The organism is Devosia sp. WQ 349K1, from assembly GCF_016595685.1.
Lineage (GTDB): Bacteria > Pseudomonadota > Alphaproteobacteria > Rhizobiales > Devosiaceae > Devosia.
The window spans coordinates 142850-169238 of the sequence record NZ_JAENGO010000006.1 but is presented as its reverse complement, the minus strand read 5'-3'; the positions used below and the strand labels follow the sequence as shown (position 1 = coordinate 169238).

Sequence of the window (26389 nt, the reverse complement as noted above, 5' to 3'; positions counted from 1 at the left end):
AAGATCCATATGTAGCCGGTGTCTTAGTTTCAGGTTTTGGTGGTAGCCGTTGATGTCGCTAGGCGATACACCGTTGATCTCGCCACGTTGAGGCGCTTAGCGACGGCCGTAGGAGTCTCTCCAGCGGCCAAAGCTGAGCGGATGGCCTCTGCGTCCACAGTTACCGGACGGCCCTTGTAGCGGCCTTCCTGCTTCGCCTTTGCGATGCCTTCAAGTTGCCTTTCCTTGCGCAAGTCTGTCTCGAACTCAGCGATGGCGGCCAGCATGTTGAACATCAGCCGACCTGTTGGTGTTGTCGTGTCGATGCTCTGCTCAGTGACGATCAGATCAACGCCCTTGGCCTCAAGTTCCTTGCTGATGCTGTGGAGGTCGACAACTGACCGGGCTAAGCGATCCAGCCGTGTCACCAGCAGGACATCGCCAGAGCGAGCATACCGGATTGCCTCTTCGAGCTTCGGGCGTCCTTCACGAGATGTGCCGCTCGCCTTGTCGATGAACAACTCCTCTACGCCATTGTTGATCAGCAGGTCGGCCTGAGCCGCTTCGTTTTGACAAGTGGATGAAACGCGAGCATAGCCGATCTTCATGGTGTCCTGTTGTGTTCGAAAAGGTTTAAGACCGTTGCGGAATAATGTCCGATAAGTATCAAGTCAAGCCATGTCGGACGCTCTTGGGGCGTCGTTGTTGTGTCTTTTTAGGGTATACTCATGTCGGACGAAAAATGAGGCCCGCCCACTCCAGCCTCGCGGCATAGGAAACGGACGGGTCCCATCAGGGTGGGGCACGGGGGAAATCAGCGCATGGGCACTTGTAGGAATATGCTTACACATGCCGTCACCAAAAAGGTCCGAGGTGTCCACAATGGACATTCAGTGGTGGACACCGCCGGACTTCAGCAGGTCAGTACTCGAGGTCTTCCTCGTCGATGTCATCCTCGGCTTCGTGCCGGTGGATCGCAATGTCACTGATGGACCGCCAGAGCTGCGGGGAGAGTTCCATCAGCGCCATGATCATAGCCTCAGTTTGGAAGTGAGGTGTCCGCCCGAGGACGGGCTTGAGGGCCTCTTTGATGTCGTTTGCTTTCATGCGTGTCTCTAGGTCGTGGTCCCGTTCTACGGTCTCAAAGTGATTGCATTGGCGTCGGATGCTCTCCCAGCTTTCATCAGCGAGGGTCATTCGGCGGTGGCCTTCGGAAACCAGTTGATCGACAGCTTTACGGATCTTGGCCACCTGCGTTTTGCCAACGCCGCTGATCTTGGCGATCTCGCGTAGGGACTTCTCGGGCATGAGGCATACGTAGAACACGGCCAGCGTCATGCGCTCTGCGTTGTTCATCGGTAGCTTGTTCCGAGTGTTGCTCAGGCCCACGTGAGCGAGGGCCGCATTCAAAGAGCCAGACACTACCCTGACGGGTACTCGCCCGGTGAATGATAGGCGTTCGTAAGCCTGATGACGATGATGCCCGTCTACAAGGTACCATCCGTCGCCCCCCCACCAGACATCGATGGGTTCCATGCCTGTGGGATCGTCCTTGATCGCTCGCTTGAGTTCGCGAATGTGCTCTTCGCGGCCAAGCTTGTTTGCCCATTGGTCGCGTCTTTGGAACAACGTCTCGCAGACGATGATTTCCGACACGCGGAGACCATGGACTGGTGGTTGCGGTGGTTGGGGATACGCTGCGAGGGTCTTTTCCAGCGTCTCGATGGCAGAGGCGATGCTGTCGTATGTTCGTCTTTCGGCCTTAGCGGACATGGAAGCGCTCCGAGTGATGTGCGGTGGACTGGATTAAGGCAATCGCCCAGCAGAGGAGCGAGTGGTTCTGCGGGCAAGCGCCGACGATGGCCAGCACGAAGCTGCGCCCGAAAGAGGTGTTGATGGTCATAGGAAATCCTGCGGGCACCGCTCAGGGATGCCCGGTTACGAACGGTGTAGATTGGGGGAAGCGCCCGAAAAAGGTGGGCGGAGGGACGCGCTCGGATGAGCGTTCTATGTCCTCATTATGGGTACGTAATCAACCGAAGACGGGGGGGTCAAATTGCTGGCAATGCTACAGTTTTATGCTACAAGCCTCGTCGCAGCAGAAGGCTGAAAGGCTCGGAAATGCTGGACTTCAGGCGTCGGTCAGGAAACTCCCCCCCTCTCCGCCACTTCACTCTGGAATGCCCAGAGTTTGTAACGTCCCATTATATCACTGCCTTGACCATCCTGCTGTTCCATTGAACTGCTACAGCGCGGGCGTCATCAGTGTGCCCAAAATCGCCGTCGGGTGTCCCGCTATGGCCCTCAAGCGCCGTTTTGGCGCTGAGAGCGTTTCCTTTGAGACGCTTCCGCAAGGCTCGCAGTGTGAACTCTGCCGAGAGGCGAGTGCGTTGAGCCCCTCCACCTCCAGCACGACTGATTGCCTTGGTCTAGCGCTTGTCTATGATTGACGCGCGAGGGCGAGTTTCAATCGGCCCCCAAAAAGGGGCGGCTCAGGTTATGGGCCCGCACCTTATCGCACACCAATGACGACCCTTAGCCGCGGGCTTGTGCCCGTTGCTCATTTCTGCGAGCGCGTAATGTCTCCATCGCCCAAACTCGTTTTCTCAGGTGCTGCGACCATCGACATGATCTTTTCTGTCGATAGCCTGCCGACGGGACCGGGCAAGATCATGCCAAAGGCGATGGTTCAGGCTGCGCATGGCATGGCGACCAGTGCCGCTATTGCAGCCCGCCGACTGGGTGGTGACGTGTCGCTGATCGCCCGAATTGGCAATGACCTCATGGGCGATCAGTTCTTGCGCGAGGTTATGGGCGAGGGTGTCGATTGCGCTTTTGTACGTCGGTTTGATGGAGTGGCCACTCCGCTCAGCGCGGTCGTTGTCGACGCTGCAGGGGAGCGCCTTGTCCTGCCCTATTATGATAAGGGCTTAGGCGCAGATCCGGCCTGGATACCAGAGGCTTTGGTTCAAGGGGCAGACGGGGTCCAGGTTGATGTGCGATGGCCCGAGGGTGCAGAGCGCGTGCTATCGCTCGCATGTGAAGCCGGAAAAATCGCAGTCCTTGATGCCGATATTGGACCGGTGGACGTTATTGATCGGCTCGCAAAACTGGCGACACATACCGTCTTTTCTGCGCCCGCCGCCTTGAAAGTTGCAGAACGAGACAGCGTGGTGGAGGCACTCGCTGTTCTTACCGCGCGATACGCGGGTTTTATCGCGATCACCGACGGTGCAGACGGCTGTTATTGGCAGGAAAACGGCGCGCTCTGCCAGCTGCGCCCTCCAAGAGTAGACTCTATCGATACGCTTGCGGCGGGCGACGTCTTCCACGGCGCCTTCACGCTCGCCATTGCAGAAGGTCAAAGCATCCGCGAAGCGATTGCATTCGCCAATGTCGCAGCGGCTCTCAAATGTAAAACCTTTGGTGGACGCCTTGGGGCGCCCCATCGAGATGCCGTTCTCGCGGCATTAGCGGATTAGAAACGGCCGCAGCGGACGACACTGTTGACTCGAGATTGGTTTTGCAATCATTATCAATATAATGTGATTGTTCTGCAAAACTGCACAGTTCGTTGTGAAAACGCCTTCTTTTTTGTGTCGCGTACGGCCCCATATCTTGGCCACGAACGACATACAAAAAGGATTTAACCTATGTCACTCAAGGCCCTCGCAATCGCAACCGTCGCGACCGTCGCTTTCACTTCGACCGCAGCTTTCGCAGAAAGCCACTTCTCCAAGGACGAAGTGTTCGGCCGCTCGACCTATGCCACCACCGTTCTTCTGGCTGAGCAGGGCATCAATGCCACCAGCGTTGAAGCATGGGGTGAAGTGATCCGCGTTGAAGCCGCTGACGCCGATGGTTCGACGAAGCTGATCTTCGTGGACAAGGACACTCTGCGTCCCGTAACCCGCTAATTTTTTGAGACAAGGCTTCCGGAGCTTGATGACCGGGAGCCTTGTCTCTTTTCAGAGCAGGGCCTTTATCCTCAGTGCTGGGGATTTGGGGTTTCAAAAGTTAGTCGCCTCTTCGTGACTAAACTTTTTCCAAGTTAGGGTGTTGGTTCAGCATCTGCCTCAAACTTGGACTTGTTTATGAAATTCGTGCCTTTGTTCCTCGCCGGTATTGTCATGAGTGCTGCCACTGGTGCGGGATTTGCTCAGTCCGGTCCTGATTTGTCGCCCTATCCAGCGGCTAAACCCGGTCAGAAGCAACATGTCATCGTCCTGCCCCCCGAAGAAAACGAAGACCAGCTCAAGCTGGAGTTGATCGTTGGCAAGACGATGGAGATCGACTGTAACCATCATATGTTTGGCGGTGAGCTCGATGAGGAAACTGCCGAGGGTTGGGGCTACAATTACTATGTGCTCGACGAACTCGGTAACGGCGCTTCGACCATGATGGGGTGCCCCGATGACTCCAAGCGTGAAGCCTTCGTGCGCAGCGTCGATGAAGATTTGGTGCGCTACAACAGCAAGCTGCCTGTCGTTGTCTATACGCCCGAGGATGTTGAGCTGCGTTTCCGCGTCTGGCGTGCCGATGCAGAGCAGATCGTAAAATAGCGTTTCCAGCCCGTCTGGGTTGACGCGGACTTTAGAGCTCTTTTGGAACGGCGTACCTCAGGTGCGCCGTTTTTGTAACGTGTGCTTGCGCGTTCGGAGCGCTCGAAATTTAAGGGATTTCTTGAGGCGGGCTATCTTGTCGCAGTCGGCTCAGTGCCTTCACACTTGGGTCAGCGTTAGAGGACAAAAACAGCATTTTTGCGTCGTTCTGCGCAGGTGCTGTGGTCCGCGCGACAGTTGTATCTCTTCCCGGGCCTTGAGCCCAGAGTCACCGCCGGCTGTCTTGCGCGGTGAAAAACAAGCTTTGCTTTAGTGTTTAGTTGGGTGCCCGAAGCGGTAGTGGCTCGGTCAGTGAGAAGTGGTGCTGAATTAACTCGCCAGTAGAATCTAATTTCTTGGATTCACTTGTCGAAGTTGATTGTTAACCAAGTGCCTCGACTTCATAACCCTTTGTAAGCGCACAACAAAAGTAACGTCTGATTCATGAGCGGCAGCTAGTTACTGCGTGCCGCTCACAGCATGGGTGCGAATTCCTTCTTGTAATTGATGAATTGCAAGGGACGGATCGCTCACGCCTGTCGGCAGAAGAACGACAGAAAGACAGAATGCCTTCCACCGCCAACCGCTCGTCTCGAGGTTCTGTATGACCAGTACGCTCGAGCATATTCTTCGTCTTGACGGCGACATTGGCGTCAAAGCCGCTACCAATGTGGCGGAAATTTTGCGTCAGGCCCTTCAAGATCACGCAAGTGTCCTCGTCGACACGCAGGCGGTCACTCATGCTGATCTCACCAGCGTGCAGACCCTGCTGGCTGCCAGGCGCTTGGCGGATCAAAACGAGACCACAGTGCGCATGGCAGAGCCGCTTGCTCCCGCCCTCGTGAACGCGCTTACAAGCTTGGGGCTGCTGTCAGCTGGTCAAGCCGACCTGTCGTTCTGGCCCCTTAATCCTGAACAGAAGTGAAGGCTTGAACTATGGCTAAAACCATTTTGACCATCGATGACTCTGCTTCCATTCGGCAGATGGTGTCGATGACGCTCATGACTGCCGGTTATGACGTGGTTGAGGCTGCCGATGGCGCCGAAGGCTACGAAAAGGCGATCGCGCAGCCGATCGATGCCGTGCTGACCGATCTCAACATGCCCGTCATGAACGGCATTGAGTTTGTCCGTAAATTCCGTGAGCACCCCTCCAGCAAGGGCGTGCCGATCATTTTGCTGACCACCGAGTCCGACGACGAGCTCAAGCGCCGGGCCAAAGAGGCCGGTGCGACGGGTTGGATCGTAAAACCCTTTAAGCAAGACCAATTGCTTGCGGTTATTAAGAAAGTCACGGGCGCATGATCGGGATAGATCCTGCGGAAACGTTCCGTCAGGAAGCACGTGATCTTTTGGAAGAGCTCGAAAGCGGGCTGCTTGACCTTGGGCAAGATCCGCAAAATCGTGCGTTGATCGACTCCAGCTTTCGCGCCCTGCATACCATAAAGGGCTCCGGGGCGATGTTCGGCTTCACCGCGGTGGCCAATTTCGTCCATGAGTTCGAGACGGCTTTCGATCGCGTCCGCAAGGGCCAGAGCGACGCCAGCTCGCGCCTGATCGATATTGCGCTCGAAGCCAAGGATTACATTAGCGCGCTGATCGAGGACGAGGAGACCGACGTCGACGGCGACGCTATTCTCTCGCGTCTGCGCGTCATCGTCGGCTCCAGCGCGACTGCGCCAGCGGCTGATGTCGTTCCTGCGGCGCCTCGCGTGTCAGAGGATGACATAAGAACCTGGCGGCTTGAGTTTTATCTGCCGTCGGACGCTTTGGTTTTTGGCACCAATCCGCAGCTTTTGCTCGCCGAACTTGCCGACATTGGCCCAACCAAAGTCATGGCACTGACCGAGCGCGTTCCGGCCCTCGATACGCTCGATCCTGAAGTGCCACACATCGGCTGGCGCGTTGATATTGACGCTGTCGATCCAAGCGGTGCGATCGACGACGTCTTCATGTTCCTGCGCGATGCCATGGAATTAACGCTGGTCGAACTGGCACCAGAAGCCGCTCCTGTGCCCGTTTCGGGGCCTTCCGAACCTGCACCGAGCTCGGTGTCGAAGGTTGCTGCCTCGGCCAAGGCCGATGCGACAGGCGACAAAGCTGCCTCAACCTCACTGCGGGTGCCAGCGGAGCGTCTTGACGAGCTGATGGATCGGGTTGGCGAATTGGTGATTGCGCAAGCGCGCCTGAGCCAGCTCGCTGCTCATTCGGACGATGCGACGCTGAAATCGGTCGCGGAAGATCTGGAGCGTCTGTCCTCTGGTCTGCGCGATACGACCATGGGCATTCGCATGGTGCCGATTGGCACGCTGTTTAGCCGCTTCCGCCGCTTGGTCTATGATCTTTCAAGCGAGCTGGGCAAACCGATTGAGTTTGTCACTGCCGGCGAGGACACCGAGCTCGACAAAAACGTCATCGAACGTTTGGCCGATCCTCTGGTGCACCTGATCCGCAATGCGGTGGATCATGGTCTGGAATCTCCAGATCGTCGCCGCGCGAGCGGCAAATCGGAAACCGGCATCGTGCGCCTTTCCGCGACCTATTCTGGTGCGGAAGTCGCCATTTCGGTGACCGACGATGGTGCCGGGCTCGACGCTCAGCGCATTCGCGCCAAGGCCGAAGAAAACGGGCTGATCTCTGCCGATGCCAAGCTGAGCGACCAAGAGCTCTATCAGCTGATTTTCGCGCCCGGTTTCTCGACCGCTCAGCAGGTGACTTCGCTGTCCGGACGTGGCGTGGGCATGGATGTTGTTAAGCGCACCATTGATGGTCTGCGTGGCACCATCGAGCTCAACACCGATCCCGGTGCCGGGACCACGGCAAGCCTGCGCTTGCCGCTGACCTTGGCGATTATCGAAGGCATGTTGGTCCGCGTTGGCGATGGGCTCTACACCATCCCTCTCGCCGCCGTCGAAGAATGTGTTGAGCTGACCGCCGAGGCAGAAGCGACGCGTTCGGGCCGCAATTTCCTCGATATCCGCGGGAGCCTCGTTCCCTATCTGCGGTTGCGCGAAGTCTTCCAAACCCCAGGCGAGACCGATGAGTACCAGAAGGTGGTCATCGTCTCTTCGGGCGAAGGTCGGGTTGGTCTCGTGGTCGATCAGATCATTGGCAACAACCAGACCGTGATCAAACAGCTGTCGCGCCTTCACAGCGGCATCCGCACCTTCTCGGGCGCTACCATTTTGGGCGATGGCTCCGTCGCGCTCATTCTGGATACGGCTCATCTCGTGTCGGCAGGACAAAGCTACGTTGGTCGCTCTGAGAGGGCCGCATCATGACCCCATCCGATATGAAAGCGCTCACCATTCGCTTGGGCGACGAAATCTTCGCCCTCGAAGCCGAGCGTGTCCGCGAAATCCTTGAGCCTGTGCCCGTCACAATCGTGCCCAACGCTCCAGAGTTCGCGAGGCATCTGATTAACTTTCGTGGCCGCGTGGTGCCGCTGACCGATCTCCGGGTCGTGTTCAACATGCCCCGTCCACCCGCCGATCAAGACACGCGTGTCGTCGTCATGGAACTCGACATCGATGGCGAGCCGACCATCCTCGGCGTTTTGGCCGACAAGGTCTGCGACGTAACCGACATCGAGAGCAAATTTATCGAAGACGCCCCCAAAGTGGGCATGCGCTGGCCCGCCGAACTGGTCAAATCCATCGGCAAGCGCGACGGCGGCTTCATCATCATTCCCGATCTGGGACGCATCTTTCAAAGTCAGGGCGCCAGAATAGCGCCTAGTGCAGCATCAGAAGAAAGGCTCGCTTAGTGCGCCTATCCATTAAACTAAAACTGGCAGCAGTTTTTGGTCTCGTCGTCGTCCTGGCGGGCGCGGGCAATATGCTCGCGATCAATAGCCTTTCCACGCAAAATGCTCATTCCACCTATTTGATCAGCGAAGTCGCTGCGCGCTCGGTCACGCTGGCCAATCTCAAGGCCAGTTTCCTGACCTTGTCGCAGCAGGCCAATTCCCTGCTGATCATTAAGGAGCCTGAAGAGCGGGTGGTCATCCGTGATCAGCTCAACGCCAGCTACGAAGATCTCCGTCTTGTTATCGACAACGTTGGTCGCCGCCTGACCGATGACGTCGATCTGGCCGCCATGGAGCAGTTTGTCAAAAACGTTGATGTGTACTGGGATTTTGCTCAGCAGGTCGCCGATCTCGCCTTGCTCGATAGCGACAGGCAAGCGATGCAGCTAAGCCTTGAGCACGCTACGGTTCACGAAATTGAGTTTGAGCAGACCGCTTTGGCGCTGCGCGAAGCGGCCAAGGGCCGTTACGATAATCTCAAGCAGATCGATCCAGCAGGCGCTGACCAGGCTTTCGAAGCCTATATCGGCTACACGCGGATGTTCACCGACACTGCCGATGTGTTTGCTATGCATCGCAATATTCTGCTGCTGTCGGATGATCCCGCGACCCAGCAGGCCATGCACGACGATTACCGCGCCGTATTGGATCGCATGCTTTCGGGCGTGACCCGTCTTGAGCGTTTGGCTATCGGCGATGAAGTTGCTGTGTTCGCTTCGGCAATGTCCCAGCTCACCGAACTTGCTGGTGCGATGGACGAAGCTGTCGATCTGGCGATGCAGCGCTCCGCTTATGTTGGGTACACCATCTCGACCCAGCGGGCTGCGCCACTGCGCATCGAAGCTATGGCACTGATTGATCAGATCATTGATCGCAATGCCCAATATCTGATGAAGTCGGTCGGTGAAGCAAAGCAGACCTTCGAAACGGAACGCAACTTCCTGTTTGGTCTGATGGCAATTTCGGCCTTGGTGGCCCTCATTGCGGCGATCTTTATCACCACCACCATCACGCGTTCGCTTGGTCGTGCGGTCAAGCTGGCTGAAGCTGTCGCCGGCGGCGATCTCAACGCCAAGGTTGAAGTGAAGACCAATGACGAAGTTGGCGACCTGATCAAGGCGCTCAACTCGATGACTGTCAAACTCGGTGAAGTCGTCTCCGAGGTGGTCAGCGCAACCCGCAATGTTGCCTCGGGCAGCCAGGAAATGTCGGCCACGGCCGAACAGCTGAGCCAGGGCGCAACCGAGCAGGCCTCGTCCACGGAAGAAGCTTCGGCCTCGATGGAACAGATGGCTGCGACCATCAAGCAGTCGGCTGAAAACGCTACCCAGACCGAAAAGATCGCGCGCCAGTCGGCCGCTGATGCCAAGGCATCGGGTGAAGCCGTGACCAATGCGGTCAACGCCATGCAGACCATTGCTGAAAAGATCATGGTCGTGCAGGAAATCGCCCGTCAGACCGACCTTCTGGCGCTGAACGCGGCAGTGGAAGCGGCGCGCGCTGGTGAACATGGCCGTGGATTTGCGGTTGTGGCCTCCGAAGTGCGCAAGCTTGCGGAACGCAGCCAGAGTGCTGCAGCCGAAATCTCGACCCTTTCGGGCACGACGGTTAAGGCCGCGCAGTCGGCAGGCGACATGCTTGCAAAGCTGGTTCCCGATATTCAGCGCACCGCTGAATTGGTGGAAGAAATCTCGGCGGGTAGCCGTGAGCAGAGTGCTGGCGCCATGCAGGTAAACGCTGCCATCCAGCAGCTTGATAAGGTCACCCAGCAGAACACCTCTGCGGCTGAAGAAATGGCGTCGACCTCGGATCAGTTGGCGGCGCAGGCCGAACAGCTCGAACAGGCGATCAGCTACTTCCGCCTCGAAGAGGAAGCGCGCGAAACCAAGCGCGTCGATCCAGCGCCGGTTGAAAAGAGCAAGCCTGTGCGTGCGCCAGCCCGCAAGTCCGAAGCTGCGTCTTCCAAGACAGCTCAGGGTGGCGGTTTCGACCTCGACCTCAGTGATGATGGTCAGGACGAATTCGACAGCGAGTTCGCCCGGCGCCCGAACGTCTGACCGTTCAACTCTTAAACGATCCGGTCGCTCTTCTTGAGCGGCCGGACACACAAACGATTGCTGCGTTTTCGCGGCGCTTTGGATTGTCGAATGGCTGAATTATCTCAATACGTTACCCTAGGCGTCGCTGACGAAGTGTTCGCCGTGCCGGTTGGCAAGGTGCAGGAAATTCTGGATCTTCGGCCAATCGCACGCCTGCCGCGTGCGCCTCATTATCTGTTGGGCATGATTGATGTGCGGGGCACTTCGGTCCCGGTGCTGGATCTGCGTCTGACCTTGGACATGCCCGCCGCTGCGGACACCGAAACCAGCCGTATTCTCGTGCTGTCGGTGGAAGGGCCCAATGGCAGCATGACGGTCGGTCTCAAGACCGACCGGGTCTTTGAAGTCACCGTTCTCGACGATGACACGCTTGATCCTGCGCCAACAGTCAACAGCGGCTGGAGTGATCACGGCATTGCTGGCGTCGGTCGGCGCAAAGGCGAATTTGTCGTTGTCCTCGACCTCGACCGGCTTCTGAAAAAAGAAGTCTCTGCGGCCACCAACGCTCTTTGACCCCTTTCACGATCGGCATTTCTGCCGGTCGTGCCTCCTTTTGTTCGGAACTCACCTTGCATTCCTCCGCCACTCCATCGCTTGTGGGTGACCTCGATCACCTGACCAGCGTCGACTATGACCGCATCGCGAGCATTATTTCGTCGCAGATCGGCATTCGTTTGCCTCCGGCCAAACAGTCGATGGTGGAGGGGCGTCTGCGCAAGCGCGTGCGCGCGCTCTCGCTCAAGAGTGTTCGGACCTATGGCGATTATCTGTTCCGTCAGGGCGGGCTCGATAAAGAGCTGCCCTATCTCATCGATGCGGTAACGACCAACAAGACCGATTTCTTCCGCGAAAGCGATCATTTCGAGCTGATGCGCAGCCGCATGGTCCCGCAGCTCCTCAAGGCGCGGCTGGGTGAAGCTTCGCCGCTGCTCAAAGTGTGGAGCGCGGCAAGCTCAACGGGAGCCGAGGCTTACACAACCGCTATGGTGCTCGCCGAGATGCAAGCTCAAAGCAAAGACTTCCGCTATGCGATCCTGGCCACGGACGTGTCGCGCTCGGTGCTCAAGATTGGCCAGATGGCGATCTATCCAGAAGAGCAAATCGCTCCCGTGCCTAAGGCTATGCAAAGCCGATATCTGATGTTTTCGCGTCGCAATGGGATCCGCAACGACGTGCGCATCGTCCCTGAACTGCGCCAGCGTGTGCGCTTCAACTATCTCAATCTGATGGAAACCAGCTATCCGGTTGACCGTGACGTGGACATCATCTTCCTGCGCAACGTTCTGATCTATTTTGAGAAAAACGATCAGCAGGCGGTCATAGAACGGCTGATGAGCCACCTTCGTCCGGGTGGGTATCTGGTTCTGGGCCATTCTGAATCCATGATTGGGACCTCGGCCGGTTTCCACCAAATCGCCCCTGCGGTGTTCCAGAAAACAACGGTAGCTGCATGACTGAGCTGACCACCTCCAAAATTCGCGTGCTGGTTGTCGACGACAGCGCCTCGGTGCGCACGGCGCTCTCTGATATCATCAACTCGGACCCCGAGCTTGAGGTCATGGCGACGGCAACCGATCCTTATGTGGCGGTGGAACGCATTCGCCATGAAGTGCCCGATGTCATCTTCCTCGATATCGAATTGCCGCGCATGGATGGGCTGACCTTCCTGCGCAAACTCATGTCCCAGCGCCCCATTCCGGTGGTGATTTGCTCGAGCCTGACGCAAGACGGCTCGGACATGTTTTTGCAGGCGATGGAAGCGGGCGCCGTCGATATTGTGGCCAAGCCGCAGATGGACACGGCGCAGTTCCTGCATGAATCGAGCATGCGCATTTGCGATGCGGCCAAGGCCGCAGCCCATGCCCGTATGCCCGGCACGGCCAAGCGCCGCGTTGCGGCCCCGGTCGCCCAGATCAAGGTCGAAGGCAAGCTGACGGCAGACGCGATTTTGCCGCCGCTCACCGATCTGCGCCGCACCAATCTTATCGCGCGCTTGCCGCAAACAGAGCCGCTAATTGCCATTGGTGCCTCGACCGGGGGCACGGAAGCCCTGCGCGAAGTGCTTGAGGCCTTGCCCGAAACCAGTCCGGCCATTCTGATCGTCCAACATATGCCGGCAAAATTCACCGCCGCCTTTGCGCGCCGCCTCAACACCACCTGCGCCGTCACGGTCAAAGAAGCTGAAGATGGCGATGTGGTTCTGCCCGGTCAGGTGCTCATCGCTCCGGGCAATCAGCATATGGTTTTGGTGCGCAATGGCCCGCGCTACACCGTGCGTCTGGATGATGGCCCCCATGTCGCGCGCCATCGTCCTTCTGTCGATGTTCTGTTCCGCTCGGTCGCGCAGTCCGCTGGCAAAAATGCCTTGGGCATGTTGCTCACCGGCATGGGCGACGACGGCGCAAACGGCCTTCTCGAAATGCGCGGAATGGGCAGCACCACCATCGCGCAAGATGAGGCGACTTCGGTGGTCTATGGCATGCCCAAGGAAGCGGTGCAGCGCGGCGCGGCGGTAAAAATTCGCCCGCTCGATCGCATGGCCGCCGAGATCGCCGCCTTTGCCCATGCTCACAACAGCTCTGGAGACAGCGCATGACCATTCAGCTTGATCCAGCACAGCTTCGCGCCCTCGTAGAGGACGTGCGCAAACCGCGTGAAGCCATTGAAGCGGCCTTCGTCGACGCTGGCGATCGGTTGAGCGAAGGGGCAAGCTTGCTCAATACGCTCACCCGATTGTTTGAAGCCATGCCCAGCGCCTTGCAGGGCGAGGAAGTCGGCGCGGCAGTTCAGCATCTCGATGCCGTTTCGGGCCGGGCTCTGACGCTGTCCGAGCGCTTTGATTTTGAAAAGACTGATCTCGATAGCCTCGTGGGTGTGGTGACGGCAGCTTCCTCGCCCATCGATGCCCTGCGCCGCACTATCAAAATGATGGGCATTGTCTCGATCAATGCACGCGTCACCGCCGCAGGCATTGTCGGCAATGACGATGATTTCGAGGTGTTCACCGCCGACATCAAAACCCTGTCCGATACGGCGGGCAAAACCATTCAGGAATTTGCGCAGGTCTATCGCCAGCTCGCCGATGAGGTGAGCCGGGCGTCGCTGCAGCGCTCAGAATTTGAAAGCACCCATTCCAACACGCTGAGCACACTGGCGCAGAACCTCAGCACGGCCATCACGGGGCTTAATCAGCATCAGTTCCTCGCCGCCGAGTCCAGTATCGAAACCGGACGCGTCGGTCGGCAGATCACGGGGCGTATTGGCAGCACTGTCATGGCCCTGCAGGTGGGCGACGCCACGCGTCAAAGGCTTGAGCATGTCGAGGCACTGCTGAGCGCGCTCTCAACCCTAGCCGAAACTGGCAGTTTTGAAGGTGAAGCTATCGCGCCAGAGCATCTGCCGCTCTGCCTTGCGGCACTCGCCGCCTTGCAGGACGAATTGTTTGGCGATTGCATCGACACCTTCGCCGATGAGGTCAGCGCGGCCCAAAACGCTCTGCGCGAGCTGGTGTCTGATGCCAGCATCATCATCTCCTTGAGCAAGGAGTTTCAGGGCGATGGCAAGGGCAGTGGCTCGGCCATCTCGACGCTGAACGTGCAGGTGGGCACCGCTGTGACCACCGTCAACGATTTCGAAGGCGAGCGCGGTAAGCTTGAGGCGACCTCCATTTCCGTTCAGGAATTGGTGCGCAAGCTCCTCGAGCATGTGGAAGCGGTTCAGGAAATCGAAGCCAGCATGCATCTTGTCAGCCTCAACACTGCCGTGCGCTGTGCCCAGATGGGGCCGCGCGGCGCGCCGCTTACTATTATCGCCATGCAGTTGCGTGAGCTGACCGCCGAAACAGTCACCGCTGCGCAAGCTGCGATGGAGCAACTGACGAAGGCGACAGAATTTGCCAGCAAGCTCCACGACGCCGAAGCGCAAAGCGCTGATGGCCCGGTGGGGGAATTGGAGCGGCGGGCCAAGGCGGCATTGGCGATCCTGCTTGAGCTTGATCAGCGCATCTCGGTCGCGCTCAAACAGCTTAACTCCGACGCTCCGCGCGTTATTCGCCTGCTCGAAGCGGCCGAGCGCGGGCTCGAAGGGCAGACCCGTCTCGTTGAACGGCTCGATGCCATCAAGGCGGAAATTGAGGCTTTGCGCGGCGAAGACACGCCAGAGCATTTGCCTGACGCTCTCAAGCCGATCTTTGCCAAGCTGCGCAAACTCTACACCATGGAAGCGGAGCGTCAGATCCATGATCGTCTGGTCGGAGCCCCTGTCGTCGCGGCCACTGCCGCAGCCGATGACGGCATTTTCTTCGGCTTTGATGAACCCGATGCCCCGGCTTCTGAAAGCTCTGACCTAGGCGATTTCGATCTCTTTGAAGCCGAACCCCCTGCCGCTGTGGAAGTTCCTGCGGAAGAGGATGTCGTCTTTGATGATTTCGGCACCGAGCCAGAGCCAATTGTGGCCAGCCCAACCAGCGACATTGACGGCTTTGAGCTCTTGAGCGAAGCGCCCGAAGTCAGCGTGACGGACCCTGAGCCCAAGAAAAAAGATGCCGACGATCTCGACGACATCTTCTTTTAAGCTATCCCTTGCCTAGACCGACAGCGAATGTCGGGCCGTTCCGAGGGTCAGATATTGGTCAAACCGCGCCGCTATGGCCCGCACGAATGGTCGGCCCGTATCGGTGACGACCACTGAATTGCCCGAAAGCGTGAGCAGCCCGTCGCTGTCGCTTTCGGCCATCAGCACGGCGCTCTCAAAAAGATTTGCGCCCGCCCGTCCAAACTCGTGAAAATCCTCCGGCCGCAAGGCAAAGGCGCAGAGCAGCCGCTCAATAGCGTGGCGATGGAGGCGATCCTCTTGTGTCAGCGCCACGCCTTTACCAGTGGCCGGCTTGCCCTCATGCACCCGGCGTTTGTAGTCCGCGGTCGCCACAATGTTTTGCACATAGCCCTGCGGAAACTGCCCGATCGCCGAAGCCCCGAAGCCGATAAGCGCATCGGCCGCATCATCGGTATAGCCCTGAAAATTGCGCTTGAGCGTGCCGTTCTCGGCAGCAATGGCGAGGCTATCGCCGGGCCGGGCAAAGTGATCAAAGCCAATCGGGCGATAGCCCGCCCAGGTAAACATTTCCGCTGCGCGCTGTGCTTGCTGAAACCGACTATGCCGGCCGGGCAATGTCGCTTCGTCGATCATCTTTTGATGCGGCTTCATCCAAGGCACATGCGCATAGCCAAAGAGCGCGCAGCGATCTGGCTCCATCAGCAGCGCCTTGGCGACGGTCTTTTCCAGCGCCGAAAGCGTTTGGTGCGGCAATCCATAGACGAGATCGAGATTGACCGAACGCACGCCCCGGCTGCGCACCGCCTGTACCACGGCCGCGGTCTGCTCATAGCTTTGCAGCCGATTGATCGCCTTTTGCACGGTGATGTCAAAATCTTGCACGCCGATGCTGGCCCGCGTCAGCCCAAACTCTGCAAAAGCGTCAAACCGCCCCTCATCGAGATCATTGGGGTCAATCTCAATGCTAATCTCCGCCGCGGGGCTGAGTGTAAAGCCGTCCGCAATCTTGCGTTTTAGCGCGAGGAGATCGGCGGGCTTGAGCAAGGTTGGCGAACCGCCCCCGAGGTGGATCGCCGTAACAATTCCACGCCCCTCAAGCTGGCGCGAAACCCAATCCATCTCCGCGTAAAGCGCAAGGAGATAGTCCGCCACCGGCTCATAGCGCAGCGTGTGCTTGGTGTGGCAGCCGCAGAACCAACAGAGCCGATCACAATAGGGGATATGAAAGTAAAGCGAGAGCGTTGCGTCTTCTGGCAATGCCTTGAGCCATTGCGCATAGATTTCGCCTGTGATGCTGCCATGAAAATGCGGCGCGGTGGGATAGCTTGTGTAACGCGGAACAGGGGCGGAATAGCGATCCACCAATTGTGCGGTCGTCAGCGCCATGGGAAGGCTCCGGGCCAATATCATTGACCCGTTATTAGCGCTCCATCGCCCGTCGCCATTTGATTGGGATCAAATGTTTTCGCGGTTTTTCGCGCGGGCAATGGTCAGCGTCGCCCCAATTGACGCCGCCATAATCGCCACCATGCCGATGGTCTGCAAAACGCTCAACCGCTCGCCCAAGATAACCAGCCCCGAGATTGCCGCCAAAGCGGGTTGCCCGCTCATCAAAATCCCAAAGAGCCGCGCTGGAATATGGGGCAGGGCCACCATATCAAGCGCATAGGGAATAGCGCTCGACATCAGCGCCACAGTGATAGCGAGCGGCAGGATCGAGACTTCAAACAGCGCCGGCCCCGCCGTCATAAGTCCAAAGGGCAGGGCGATGATCGCGGCCGTGCCAACACCGAGTGCTGCAATATGGGGCCCGCCGCCGGTCCCCGCCCGCTGCCCAAAGACAATATAGCCCGCCCAACACGCGCCTGCTGCCAGAGCGAGCAACACCCCAATAATCGAAATATCGTCACCGCTTCCGCCCCAGGGAATTAGCGAACCAAAACCGATCAGCGCCAAAACGATCCAGAAGAAATCGAGTGGCTTTCGCGCGCCAAAAAGCGCGACCGCCAGTGGCCCGGTGAACTCGAGGGCAACCGCCAACCCCAGCGGAATGTGTTCCAGCGCCGCGTAGAAGAAGAGGTTCATCGCGCCCATGGAAACGCCATAAAGCAGAACCGCCCGCCACTGTTTCCCATCGAGCTTAAACCGCCAGGGGCGGAAAATGGCGATGAGAACAACGGCGGCAATGGTCAGCCGCAGCGCCGTTGCCCCCGGCGCGCCCACCAGCGGAAACAGCATTTTGGCAAAGCTGGCCCCGGTTTGGGTAAAGGCCATGCCGAGCGCGACGAGAAGTACCGGGAGAGCGATGGAATTGGGCCGCACAACACTGCCTAAGACGAGGTGACGAACAGCTCTAGCATTGAAACTTTGCCGCGTCATGGTCTGCCCTCGCGCTCACCCTTGCGAGAAACGCCACCCAACCGATTGACCGCAGCCGCTCCAGTCTTTAGCCCTGTTAAGAGGAGAACAAAGGAGGAATGCTCATGGAATATCGTCAACTGGGCCGATCAGGCCTCAAGGTCTCGGTTATGACCATGGGCACAATGACTTTCGGCGGTAGCGAAAAGATTGGCCATGCCGACGTCAATGCCGCCGCGCGGCAAGTGGACATGTGCCTCGACGCGGGGATCAATCTCTACGACACAGCCAATGTCTATAATGCTGGCGTCTCCGAAGAAATCTTGGGCGAAGTGCTCGCGCAGAATGGTCGGCGCGACAAGGCGCTTGTCGCCACCAAGGTGCGCTTCAAAATGGGCGATGGGCCCAATCAGGCCGGGCTGTCGCGCCACCACATTATCGAGCAGTGCAAGGCGAGCCTGAAACGGCTCAAGACCGATTACATTGACCTCTATCAGGTCCATGAGTGGGACGGGCTGACCCCCATCGAGGAAACCATGGAGGCACTGGATACGCTCGTGCGCCACGGTCATGTTCGCTACATCGGCTGTTCGAACTATTCCGGCTGGCACATCATGAAAGCGCTCATGGCCAGCGAAAAGCGCGGCAGCGAACGCTTTGTGTCCCAGCAAATTCACTACTCGCTGCATTCGCGCGATGCCGAATATGAACTGGTCCCTGTTTCGCACGATCAGGGCCTTGGCATTCTCGTGTGGTCCCCGCTGGCGGGCGGCCTGCTCTCGGGCAAATATCGTCGCGATGGAGGCCCGGAAAGTGGTCGTCATGTCGGCGGTTTCCGCGAGCCTCCGGTTTACGATTGGGAAAAGCTCTATTCCATCATCGACGTGCTCATTGAAATCGCCGAACAGCGCGGCGTCTCCGGGGCGCAAGTGGCGTTGGCTTGGCTGCTAGGCCGTCCCGGCGTCACCTCGGTGATCATTGGCGGTCGCAACGAAGCCCAATTTGCCGACAATATCGCCGCCGCAAAGCTCACCCTCTCGAGCGAAGAACGAGCGCGGCTCGATAAGGCTAGCCAACCGCCGCTGCTCTATCCTTATTGGCATCAAAGCTTTACAGCGCAGGATCGACTGGGCCCCGCCGATTGGGGGCTTATTCGCCCCTATGCTGAGGAGCTCAAGCGTGGTTGATCTGGTTTTTGCCGCGCCGCAGCCGGTGCTTGTGCCTGTAGCCGATGGGCGCTTTTTTCCGGTGCGCCGCGTTTACTGCGTGGGCCGTAACTACGCTGAGCACGTCAAAGAGATGGGCAATGATCTGCGCGATCCGCCCTTCTTCTTTGAAAAGCCAGCGGATGCCGTGGTCATTGACGACGCCCCAATCGCCTATCCGCCGCAAACCGTTGATTTCCATCATGAGGTCGAGCTGGTTGTTGCCATTGGCAAAGACGGCGAGAACATTGCTGAGGCCGATGCGCTAACCCATGTGTTTGGCTATGCGGTGGGTCTCGACATGACGCGCCGCGACCTCCAAGCCCAAGCGAAAAAGCAGGGGCGGCCGTGGACAATGGCCAAAGGCTTTGATCAGTCTGCGCCAATTGGGCGGGTTGTGCCCGCAGCGCAAATCGGCCATCTCCAAGCCGGTGCCATCACGCTCAAGGTCAATGGCGCGCTGCGCCAATCGGGTGATTTGTCTGAACAGATTTGGTCCGTTCCCGAGACCATTTCCTATCTCAGCCAATTCATTGCGCTCAAAGCAGGCGATTTGATTATGACCGGCACGCCTGCGGGCGTTGGAGCGGTGGTGAAAGGCGATGTTCTCGAAGGCGCTATTGCGGGCCTTGGGACCATCAAAGCGGAGATCATTTAATGCCACCCGTCTGGTCTGCTCAGCAGGACGCAGCACTTATCGCTGTTTCAAATTGGCTTAAGGACAAAAATGCTCCGCAAGTCTTTCGCCTGTTTGGTTGGGCCGGCACGGGCAAGTCAACGCTTGCCGTGCACTTAGCGCAAGACGTGCGCTCGGTGCGCTATGCAGCGTTTACCGGCAAGGCTGCGATGGTCATGCGTAAGCGCGGTTGCAAGGGCGCGCAAACCATCCATTCGCTGATCTATACGCTGGTCTCGGACGATAATGGCGAGCCGCGCTTTGCGCTCGATCCCGAAAGCGGGGCAGCCGACGCCGACCTCATCGTCATCGACGAGGTTTCGATGGTCGATCAGCAATTGGCCATCGATCTTCTCTCCTTCGGCACCAAGGTTTTGGTTCTCGGCGACCCCTTCCAGCTGCCGCCAGTGCAGGGCGCAGGCTTTTTTACCGATGTCGAACCCGACATCATGCTCACCGAAATTCACCGTCAGGCCGCAGATAATCCGATCATTCGCCTTTCGATGGCTGTCCGTGAAGGGGGCTATCTGGAACACGGCACCTATGGCGAGAGCTGCGTTGTCACCCGTGCTCAGGTTGATCGTGACGCGGTGATGGAGGCCGATCAGGTTCTGGTTGGGCGCAATAAAACGCGTCTGACCTATAACGATCGTATCCGCGAGCTGAAGGGCCTGCCCTTCCATGAGCCCGTCCTTGGCGACCGAATGGTGTGCCTGCGCAACAATCCGCGCAAACGCCTCCTCAACGGTCAAATCTGGATCGTCTCGGAAGCTTGGAAGCGCAACGCTGGCAAGTGGACGCTTCTCCTCGTTGATGATGAAGGCAAGGGCGAGGCGAAGGTCCTCACGCACAAGGCGTTCTTTGCGGGTGAGGAAGACGCTATGGCGTGGACCGAGCGCCGCCAGTTTGACGAGTTCACCTTTGGCTATTGCCTCACCGTCCATAAGGCGCAGGGCAGCCAGTGGGACAATGTCTATCTCTTCGATGAAAGCCATGTCTTCCGCGAGGAACGCGCGCGCTGGCTGTATACGGCGATTACCCGGGCCGCTGAAAAGATAACCATCGTCAGCGGCTAAGGTCGCCATTCGGCCGCGCCAGAGTCAAAGTTCAGTCATGTTTTCCGCATCTATGGGGGCAGGGCCTAAGCTTGCCCGCGCGTATCGCCTCGGGCCGATGCTCGCTTGAACTTGAGGTTTTGATCCCTCATTGTGAACTTTGAAATCGCGAAAAGCCGGAGGCGCAGATGCACCACGAGTCCCCATTGATCACGACGATCGTAGCGGGTTTGGTGCTAGCCTATATCTTCGGCATGATCGCCAACCGGTTCAAAATGCCCCCTTTGGTGGGCTATTTGTTCGCCGGTATTCTCGTCGGTCCCTTCACGCCCGGCTTTGTTGCCGATCAGAAAATCGGTGCCGAACTGGCCGAAATGGGCGTCATCCTCCTCATGTTCGGGGTTGGCCTCCATTTCTCTCTCAAAGACCTGATGAGTGTCCGCAATATCGCCATTCCCGGCGCTGTCGTGCAGATCGCCTCGGCCACGGTTCTGGGTGCGGGCTTGGGCCTTCTCTTAGGCTGGAGCCTTGGCGCGGCCCTGCTCTTTGGCTTGGCGCTGTCCGTGGCGTCCACCGTCGTGCTGCTTAAGGCGCTGCAAGATCGGCGCTTGCTGGAAAGCGAACGCGGGCGGATTGCTGTTGGCTGGTTGATTGTCGAAGATCTGGCGATGGTTCTCGCCCTGGTGTTGGTTCCCGCTATCGCCAGTGTGAGCGGCACGACAACGGGCGTGCACGATCCCTTCGTCTCCTTCGTTACCCGTATTCTGGGCGTTGATATCGGCATCTGGGGCGTGCTCGTCCTGACCCTTATCAAGGTGGCAGCTTTCGTTGGCTTCATGCTTGTCGTGGGTCGGCGCATTATCCCTTGGGCGCTGCACACCACGGCCCACACCGGCAGCCGCGAGTTGTTCCGTCTCGCCGTGTTGGCGATTGCCTTGGGTGTTGCCCTCGGCTCGGCCATGCTCTTTGGCGTGTCACTGGCGCTTGGGGCCTTCTTCGCGGGAATGATCTTGGCTGAGAGCGAGCTTTCTCACCGCGCTGCCAACGAAACCTTGCCGCTACGCGACGCGTTCTCGGTGCTCTTCTTTGTCTCGGTCGGCATGCTGTTCGACCCGGCCATCCTTTTGGCGCAGCCGTTCCAGGTTCTCGCCACCGTTTTTATCATTATGGTGGGCAAATCTCTTGCCGCCTTCGGGATCGTGCTGCTGTTCCGTCGCCCCGTCGGCACTGCCCTCACCATTTCGGCCTCGCTGGCGCAAATTGGTGAGTTCTCCTTCATTCTTGCCAGCATGGGCGTGGCTCTGGCCATTCTCCCCACCGAGGCGAAAGACCTTATTCTTGCGGGCGCGCTGATTTCCATTCTGCTCAATCCCGTGGCTTTCTGGGCTAACGATCTTATTCGTCCTAAGCTTGAGGCGCGCTTTGGCAAGCCGTTGGGCGAAGACAAGTCCAGTGTCCCAGCTTCCGGACGTCATGAGCCCTCTTTGGCTGCAACACGCCCCGCGACAACCGACATCCCAACCGCCGCTGGCCTTGATCGCGCAGCGCTTGGCGCTGACGACGATACGGCAGAGCCATCCACTCAAACCGAGCACACCGTTCTGGTTGGTTACGGCGAAGTGGGGCGCGTGATCGCCCAAGGCATCAAGGCCGAGGGTGGTGACGTGGTCGTAATCGAGGATTCTGATCACGACGTCGCTGCCGCGCGTAGCGAAGGCTTTGAAGTGGTGGTCGGGAATGCGGCGCACCAAGACGTGTTGAAGCTCGCCAATCTCGCACAAGCCAAAACGCTGCTTGTCGCCATTTCCAACGCCTTTGAAGCGGGCAGTGTTTGCGAGAGCTCCGCAAAGCTCAACCCAAGTATCCAGATCATCGCCCGCGCCTATTCCGATGAAGAAGAGAGTTTTCTGCGCGGGTTGGGGGCCAGCACGATCATTCGCGGCGAACGCGAAATTGGTCGGGGCTTTTTGGATGTGCTGCGCGCCGCAGGCGCCATTACCAAGGCACCGATGAAGGAAGCACATTCCGCCGTGCTCAAATACGCGGCCCTCGGTGAGGACGAGCTGCCAACTGTGGCTCCGGCATCAGAAGACGCTCAAGAGCCGCATCGCGATGCCGATAGAATTGAGCCGCTTGTCGATGACGAAACCACCGCTGAAACGGTGCTCGTATCGGCAGCTGAGGAGGCGGTCGAGGTCGAAGCGTCAGAGCAAGTGGCACAAAATCGTCCGGCGCCCATCGAAATCGAAGTTTTGACCATTGTGGAGCCCATAAGTGCCGGCAGAGTGCCACAAATAGGCCCATCAGAGGCCCCTCGTTTACCGCCTGCTGAAATAACCGTGATCGAAACGGTTGACGAACCCGTCGCGACGGAGGAGGCTTCACCAGAGGATGCAACTGCATCTGAAGGTTCCGAGGAGACCTCGACGAATGATGACGTGCCGGTGGTTAAACCAGAGACCAAAGACTGATAAGGCCCGGCGCGCATTATGATTTCTCAAAAGGCCAAATACGCCTTGCGCGCTCTGGTTGCTCTCGCCCGTACCGCTCCGGGCGAGACCCGCATGATCGGCGAAATCTCCCGCGATCAGGCCATCCCAAAAAAGTTCCTGGAGCAAATTCTCTTGGAATTAAAACGGGCTGGCATCGTCACCAGCCGCCGCGGACGCATGGGCGGATACGGTCTTGTGCGCGCGCCATCGGAGATTACCTACGGAGAAGTCCTAAGGTTGATCGATGGTCCAATCGCCCCGCTCCCCTGCCTTTCAAAGATCGCCTATCGCAAGTGCGTTGATTGTCAGGATGAAGCGTCCTGCGAAATTCGTCATGTTTTTGAACGTGTTACACTGGCAACCCGTGCTGTGCTGGACCGGACGAGCCTTGCGGACTCGCTCCACCTGGCTGATATCGAAATCGACGCTGTGGCCTAACGGCCCGCGAGAAAACTCTTTGCGAAATCAATGAGTTCAGGCCGTGTCACCACGACAAACGCAATGGCGGCCAAAGCCGCTATCGCCAGAATGCCCAAGAGATGCTTGAACACTGATAAAATGAGCCAAGCCGCAGCGATACCCGCTGCGGCCAGGATAATTAGTGTGGTTGTATCGGTAGTTATGGCGTGACGCTCCGGCTAAAGGCCGAACCAATCAGCCAAATACAACCGTTTTACGACCATTGAGCATCACGCGGTTTTCCAAATGGAATTTCACCGCACGCGCCAGAACCCGGCTTTCGATATCGCGGCCAGCGGCCACCAGATCATCAGCGCTCAGGGCATGGGTCACACGGGCAGTCTCCTGCTCGATAATGGGACCCTCATCGAGGTCTGGAGTGACGTAATGCGCTGTTGCGCCTATGATTTTTACGCCACGCTCATGCGCTTGGTGGTAGGGCTTAGCGCCCTTAAAGCTCGGTAGGAAGGAGTGGTGGATGTTGATGACCTGACCGAAAAGGCGGGTTGAGAGCTTGTCCGACAGCACCTGCATATAGCGCGCGAGCACGACGAGGTCAGCGCCACTGTCGCGCACAATCTCAAGCACCTTGGCTTCTTGGTCGGCCTTGGTTTCTTTGGTCACCGGCAGGTAATGGTATGGAATCCCTGCATCTTCTGCAATTTTGCGCGCTTCTTCGTGGTTCGAGACGATCGCTGCAACATCCGCATTCAGCCAGCCAACACGGATCTGGTAGAGCAGGTGTAGGAGCGTGTGGTCGAACTTTGAAACCATGATCACGATGCGCTTGCGAATGCTCTCATCGCTCAACGCGGTCTGCATATCAAAGCGAGCGATTGGGGATTTTAACGCATTTTCAATAGCTTCGCGGCTCAGCCCATCCGGTGCGGTAAAGGCGATGCGCATAAAGAAGCGACCGGTTTCCTTATCCCAGAACTGATTGCTCTCAGCGATATTGGCATTCAGGCCCGCCAGTTCTGTTGTAACGGCAGCCACAATGCCCGGACGGTCGATGCAGGATAGGGTCAGAACAAAATTAGCCGAGGACACGGCAAGCCTCCAAAATATTTGCATTGGGGTATCAATGCCTAAAGCCCCCACGTCAAGCCCAACAAAAAGGGCCACCCCTAAGAGTGGCCCTTCCTGAGTTAATCAGTCTCTGGGACTGCGGAGGTGTGCTAGCCGAGATCACTCCCGTTCACTGCACGAATACCGGAGCTCGAGAGAACTAAAACCTCAAAAGACACTGGATCACCTCCTTATAACAGGTTGAACATAATAGGAGTGTGCCCTCAAAGTTCTGCTCTGTCTAGTCCGGCGAGTAATGGGCGAATGTGCCAAGAAAAAACCCGCTCGGAAGCGGGTTTTAACGAGGTTACGCACGGGCCTTTTTCTTGGGCCGTCCGCGCAATTGCAGCAAGGTTGCCAGCAGTACCCCGGCAGCGACGATACCAATTATTATGGTCGCAAGCGCATTTACGTCAGGCGACACGCCAAGACGGACCTTGGAGAAAATCACCATTGGCAGGGTCGACGAGCCTGGGCCCGAGACAAAGCTGGCGATCACAAGATCGTCGAGCGAGAGGGTGAAGCCCAAAAGCCAACCCGATACGAGGGCTGGTGCAATGATGGGCAAGGTTACGTCAAAGAAGGTGCGAACAGGGCTCGCGCCCAGATCCATCGCGGCTTCTTCAAGGCTTCGGTCGAAATCTGCAAGGCGCGATTGAACCACAACGCAGACATAGGCCGTGCAGAAGGTGGCGTGGGCGATGACGATGGTCATCATCCCGCGCCCGCGCGGCCAACCCAGCATGGATTCCATGGCCACGAAGAGCAAAAGCAGCGACAGGCCCGTGATCACGTCCGGCATGACCAGCGGGGCCGACACCATTCCCGAGAACAGTGTACGTCCCTTGAACCGGCGGAAGCGCACGAGCGCCACTGCCGCAAGCGTGCCGAGTACAAGCGCTATTGTTGCTGCAAGTGCTGCGATCTGTAGGCTCAACCAAGCAGCGCCCAAGAGCTGCGGGTCGTTAAAGAGCGCGGAGTACCACTTGGTTGAAAAGCCTGACCAGACCGTGACGAGGCTGCTTTCGTTGAACGAGAAGATGACCAGCGACACGATTGGCGCATAAAGGAAGGAGAAGCCAAGTGCTGCGGCGATGGGCAAAAACCATCCACGTGAGAACATCTTACTTCTCCACCATCGAGCTTTGCACCTTTTGGAGGAGCATGATGGGAACGACGACGACAAGCAGCATGGCGCAGGCGACAGCTGCAGCGCGCGGCCAGTTGGCGGCGGTGAAGAATTCATCCCACAACACGCGGCCGATCATGAGTGTTTCAGGACCGCCCAAGAGCGAGGGAATGACGAACTCGCCAATGGCTGGAATGAACACCAGCATCGACCCGGCGATAATGCCCGGCAGCGAGAGCGGCAGGGTAACCGTGAGGAAGGTCAGCACAGGACGCGCGCCAAGGTCTGCTGCGGCCTCGAACAGCGAGCTATCGAGCTTCACCAGCGTCGTATAGAGCGGCAGGATCATAAAGGGCAGGTAGGTGTAAACAATGCCGACATAGACGGCAAAGTCGGTCTGCATCATCACCAGAGGCGGAATGCCGAACATGCCCAAGAACTGGTTGATGACGCCATTGCCGCGCATAAAGCCCGAGAGGGCATAAACACGCAGCAGGAATGATGTGAAGAACGGCAGAACCACCAACATCAGCAAGATGTTGCGCCACCGGTCGGGCGCACGCGCAATGGCATAAGCCATTGGGTAGCCAACGAATAGAGTGATCACTGTTGCGATCGCGGCAATCCGGATCGAGCTCAAGTAAGCTGCGATATAAAGATTATCGGTGAAAAGCCGGATGTAGTTGCTCAAATGCAGCGTGAGCTGCACGGTGCCGTCTTCGGTGCTCAGGAGCGCTGAATAGGGCGGGCGGCCGAACTGCTTGGTCGCCAGCGAGATGCCGAAAACAACCGCGAGCGGCACCAGAAAGAAGATGAACAGCCAAAGCGCAGGAGCGGCCAACACCAGCATGCGGCCGGTGATGCCTACTTTACGCAATGAGCGCTCAACCGCGTTCCAGGGTTTTA

Annotated in this window: 24 protein-coding genes and 1 pseudogene; 17 read left to right on the top strand and 8 right to left on the bottom strand. The window is 58.1% G+C overall.

The window, feature by feature from the left end:
* Nucleotides 1-29: 29 nt before the first annotated feature.
* The 3 genes from JHL21_RS13210 to JHL21_RS13200 form a co-directional block, all read right to left on the bottom strand.
* Nucleotides 30-587, bottom strand: a complete 558-nt coding sequence (locus JHL21_RS13210) for a recombinase family protein (RefSeq protein WP_200213938.1) — start codon at nt 585-587, stop codon at nt 30-32.
* A gap of 313 nt (nt 588-900) precedes the next feature.
* Nucleotides 901-1752: a ParB/RepB/Spo0J family partition protein gene (locus tag JHL21_RS13205; protein WP_200213936.1), complete on the bottom strand. Its 852-nt coding sequence runs from the start codon at nt 1750-1752 to the stop codon at nt 901-903.
* On the bottom strand, nt 1742-1882 hold the full coding sequence (locus tag JHL21_RS13200) for a hypothetical protein (RefSeq protein ID WP_200213934.1): 141 nt from the start codon (nt 1880-1882) through the stop codon (nt 1742-1744). Before JHL21_RS13200 ends, JHL21_RS13205 begins: the two co-directional genes overlap by 11 nt.
* Before the next feature lie 676 nt (nt 1883-2558).
* Between JHL21_RS13200 and JHL21_RS13195 the strand changes: the two genes are divergently transcribed.
* From JHL21_RS13195 to JHL21_RS13140, 12 genes are all read left to right on the top strand, one after another.
* Complete coding sequence (locus JHL21_RS13195; RefSeq protein WP_200213932.1) at nt 2559-3461, top strand: PfkB family carbohydrate kinase; 903 nt, start codon at nt 2559-2561, stop codon at nt 3459-3461.
* 171 nt (nt 3462-3632) lie between these two features.
* Nucleotides 3633-3896 carry a PepSY domain-containing protein gene (locus JHL21_RS13190; RefSeq protein ID WP_200213930.1) on the top strand — a complete coding sequence of 88 codons (264 nt, stop codon included), beginning with the start codon at nt 3633-3635 and terminating at the stop codon, nt 3894-3896.
* A 177-nt stretch (nt 3897-4073) separates the two neighbouring features.
* On the top strand, nt 4074-4541 hold the full coding sequence (gene eco, locus JHL21_RS13185) for a serine protease inhibitor ecotin (protein WP_200213928.1): 468 nt from the start codon (nt 4074-4076) through the stop codon (nt 4539-4541).
* 643 nt (nt 4542-5184) lie between these two features.
* A complete protein-coding gene (locus JHL21_RS13180; RefSeq protein WP_200213926.1) occupies nt 5185-5505 on the top strand; it encodes an STAS domain-containing protein in 321 nt (106 codons plus the stop codon).
* Nucleotides 5506-5516: 11 nt separating this feature from the next.
* On the top strand, nt 5517-5885 hold the full coding sequence (locus JHL21_RS13175) for a response regulator (RefSeq protein WP_200213924.1): 369 nt from the start codon (nt 5517-5519) through the stop codon (nt 5883-5885).
* Entirely contained in the window at nt 5882-7861 is a 1980-nt protein-coding gene (locus JHL21_RS13170; RefSeq protein ID WP_200213922.1) for a chemotaxis protein CheA, read from the top strand. The genes JHL21_RS13175 and JHL21_RS13170 overlap by 4 nt, the downstream gene beginning before the upstream one ends.
* Nucleotides 7858-8346 (top strand): chemotaxis protein CheW, encoded by a 489-nt coding sequence (locus JHL21_RS13165; protein WP_248308998.1) that lies wholly within the window; start codon nt 7858-7860, stop codon nt 8344-8346. The genes JHL21_RS13170 and JHL21_RS13165 overlap by 4 nt, the downstream gene beginning before the upstream one ends.
* Nucleotides 8346-10445 (top strand): methyl-accepting chemotaxis protein, encoded by a 2100-nt coding sequence (locus JHL21_RS13160; RefSeq protein ID WP_367948192.1) that lies wholly within the window; start codon nt 8346-8348, stop codon nt 10443-10445. Before JHL21_RS13165 ends, JHL21_RS13160 begins: the two co-directional genes overlap by 1 nt.
* Nucleotides 10446-10535: 90 nt before the next feature.
* Nucleotides 10536-11000, top strand: coding sequence for a chemotaxis protein CheW (locus tag JHL21_RS13155; protein WP_200213920.1), 465 nt, complete (start codon nt 10536-10538; stop codon nt 10998-11000).
* 56 nt (nt 11001-11056) lie between these two features.
* A complete protein-coding gene (locus JHL21_RS13150; protein ID WP_367948191.1) occupies nt 11057-11941 on the top strand; it encodes a protein-glutamate O-methyltransferase CheR in 885 nt (294 codons plus the stop codon).
* Entirely contained in the window at nt 11938-13083 is a 1146-nt protein-coding gene (locus JHL21_RS13145; RefSeq protein WP_200213918.1) for a chemotaxis response regulator protein-glutamate methylesterase, read from the top strand. The genes JHL21_RS13150 and JHL21_RS13145 overlap by 4 nt, the downstream gene beginning before the upstream one ends.
* Nucleotides 13080-15059 carry a hypothetical protein gene (locus tag JHL21_RS13140; protein WP_200213916.1) on the top strand — a complete coding sequence of 660 codons (1980 nt, stop codon included), beginning with the start codon at nt 13080-13082 and terminating at the stop codon, nt 15057-15059. The genes JHL21_RS13145 and JHL21_RS13140 overlap by 4 nt, the downstream gene beginning before the upstream one ends.
* Before the next feature lie 12 nt (nt 15060-15071).
* On the opposite strand, the gene hemN is transcribed toward JHL21_RS13140, so the two are convergent.
* Nucleotides 15072-16427 (bottom strand): oxygen-independent coproporphyrinogen III oxidase, encoded by a 1356-nt coding sequence (gene hemN, locus JHL21_RS13135; RefSeq protein WP_200213914.1) that lies wholly within the window; start codon nt 16425-16427, stop codon nt 15072-15074.
* 69 nt (nt 16428-16496) lie between these two features.
* A complete protein-coding gene (locus JHL21_RS13130; RefSeq protein WP_200213912.1) occupies nt 16497-17420 on the bottom strand; it encodes an EamA family transporter in 924 nt (307 codons plus the stop codon).
* 104 nt (nt 17421-17524) lie between these two features.
* Between JHL21_RS13130 and JHL21_RS13125 the strand changes: the two genes are divergently transcribed.
* From JHL21_RS13125 to JHL21_RS13105, 5 genes and pseudogenes are all read left to right on the top strand, one after another.
* Complete coding sequence (locus tag JHL21_RS13125; protein ID WP_200213910.1) at nt 17525-18586, top strand: aldo/keto reductase; 1062 nt, start codon at nt 17525-17527, stop codon at nt 18584-18586.
* A complete protein-coding gene (locus tag JHL21_RS13120) occupies nt 18579-19262 on the top strand; it encodes a fumarylacetoacetate hydrolase family protein (protein WP_367948190.1) in 684 nt (227 codons plus the stop codon). The genes JHL21_RS13125 and JHL21_RS13120 overlap by 8 nt, the downstream gene beginning before the upstream one ends.
* On the top strand, nt 19262-20356 hold the full coding sequence (locus tag JHL21_RS13115; RefSeq protein ID WP_182394466.1) for an ATP-dependent RecD-like DNA helicase: 1095 nt from the start codon (nt 19262-19264) through the stop codon (nt 20354-20356). Before JHL21_RS13120 ends, JHL21_RS13115 begins: the two co-directional genes overlap by 1 nt.
* A 167-nt stretch (nt 20357-20523) precedes the next feature.
* Nucleotides 20524-22314, top strand: a pseudogene (locus JHL21_RS13110) (cation:proton antiporter); the annotation flags it as partial.
* Nucleotides 22315-22824: 510 nt separating this feature from the next.
* Nucleotides 22825-23265, top strand: coding sequence for an Rrf2 family transcriptional regulator (locus JHL21_RS13105; RefSeq protein ID WP_200213905.1), 441 nt, complete (start codon nt 22825-22827; stop codon nt 23263-23265).
* A 216-nt stretch (nt 23266-23481) separates the two neighbouring features.
* On the opposite strand, the gene purU is transcribed toward JHL21_RS13105, so the two are convergent.
* From purU to JHL21_RS13090, 3 genes are all read right to left on the bottom strand, one after another.
* On the bottom strand, nt 23482-24336 hold the full coding sequence (gene purU, locus JHL21_RS13100) for a formyltetrahydrofolate deformylase (protein ID WP_367948189.1): 855 nt from the start codon (nt 24334-24336) through the stop codon (nt 23482-23484).
* A gap of 325 nt (nt 24337-24661) precedes the next feature.
* Complete coding sequence (locus JHL21_RS13095) at nt 24662-25477, bottom strand: ABC transporter permease subunit (RefSeq protein WP_169195593.1); 816 nt, start codon at nt 25475-25477, stop codon at nt 24662-24664.
* Between the two features lies 1 nt (nt 25478).
* Nucleotides 25479-26360, bottom strand: coding sequence for an ABC transporter permease subunit (locus JHL21_RS13090; RefSeq protein WP_254082053.1), 882 nt, complete (start codon nt 26358-26360; stop codon nt 25479-25481).
* Nucleotides 26361-26389 lie beyond the last annotated feature (29 nt).

What these genes read in the sequence shown, in the direction of transcription:
- JHL21_RS13210 (WP_200213938.1), bottom strand. Translation starts at nt 587, where the DNA reads ATGAAGATCGGCTATGCTCGCGTTTCATCCACTTGTCAAAACGAAGCG.
- JHL21_RS13205 (WP_200213936.1), bottom strand. Translation starts at nt 1,752, where the DNA reads ATGTCCGCTAAGGCCGAAAGACGAACATACGACAGCATCGCCTCTGCC.
- JHL21_RS13200 (WP_200213934.1), bottom strand. Translation starts at nt 1,882, where the DNA reads ATGACCATCAACACCTCTTTCGGGCGCAGCTTCGTGCTGGCCATCGTC.
- JHL21_RS13195 (WP_200213932.1), top strand. Translation starts at nt 2,559, where the DNA reads ATGTCTCCATCGCCCAAACTCGTTTTCTCAGGTGCTGCGACCATCGAC.
- JHL21_RS13190 (WP_200213930.1), top strand. Translation starts at nt 3,633, where the DNA reads ATGTCACTCAAGGCCCTCGCAATCGCAACCGTCGCGACCGTCGCTTTC.
- eco (WP_200213928.1), top strand. Translation starts at nt 4,074, where the DNA reads ATGAAATTCGTGCCTTTGTTCCTCGCCGGTATTGTCATGAGTGCTGCC.
- JHL21_RS13180 (WP_200213926.1), top strand. Translation starts at nt 5,185, where the DNA reads ATGACCAGTACGCTCGAGCATATTCTTCGTCTTGACGGCGACATTGGC.
- JHL21_RS13175 (WP_200213924.1), top strand. Translation starts at nt 5,517, where the DNA reads ATGGCTAAAACCATTTTGACCATCGATGACTCTGCTTCCATTCGGCAG.
- JHL21_RS13170 (WP_200213922.1), top strand. Translation starts at nt 5,882, where the DNA reads ATGATCGGGATAGATCCTGCGGAAACGTTCCGTCAGGAAGCACGTGAT.
- JHL21_RS13165 (WP_248308998.1), top strand. Translation starts at nt 7,858, where the DNA reads ATGACCCCATCCGATATGAAAGCGCTCACCATTCGCTTGGGCGACGAA.
- JHL21_RS13155 (WP_200213920.1), top strand. Translation starts at nt 10,536, where the DNA reads ATGGCTGAATTATCTCAATACGTTACCCTAGGCGTCGCTGACGAAGTG.
- JHL21_RS13145 (WP_200213918.1), top strand. Translation starts at nt 11,938, where the DNA reads ATGACTGAGCTGACCACCTCCAAAATTCGCGTGCTGGTTGTCGACGAC.
- JHL21_RS13140 (WP_200213916.1), top strand. Translation starts at nt 13,080, where the DNA reads ATGACCATTCAGCTTGATCCAGCACAGCTTCGCGCCCTCGTAGAGGAC.
- hemN (WP_200213914.1), bottom strand. Translation starts at nt 16,427, where the DNA reads ATGGCGCTGACGACCGCACAATTGGTGGATCGCTATTCCGCCCCTGTT.
- JHL21_RS13130 (WP_200213912.1), bottom strand. Translation starts at nt 17,420, where the DNA reads ATGACGCGGCAAAGTTTCAATGCTAGAGCTGTTCGTCACCTCGTCTTA.
- JHL21_RS13125 (WP_200213910.1), top strand. Translation starts at nt 17,525, where the DNA reads ATGGAATATCGTCAACTGGGCCGATCAGGCCTCAAGGTCTCGGTTATG.
- JHL21_RS13115 (WP_182394466.1), top strand. Translation starts at nt 19,262, where the DNA reads ATGCCACCCGTCTGGTCTGCTCAGCAGGACGCAGCACTTATCGCTGTT.
- JHL21_RS13105 (WP_200213905.1), top strand. Translation starts at nt 22,825, where the DNA reads ATGATTTCTCAAAAGGCCAAATACGCCTTGCGCGCTCTGGTTGCTCTC.
- JHL21_RS13095 (WP_169195593.1), bottom strand. Translation starts at nt 25,477, where the DNA reads ATGTTCTCACGTGGATGGTTTTTGCCCATCGCCGCAGCACTTGGCTTC.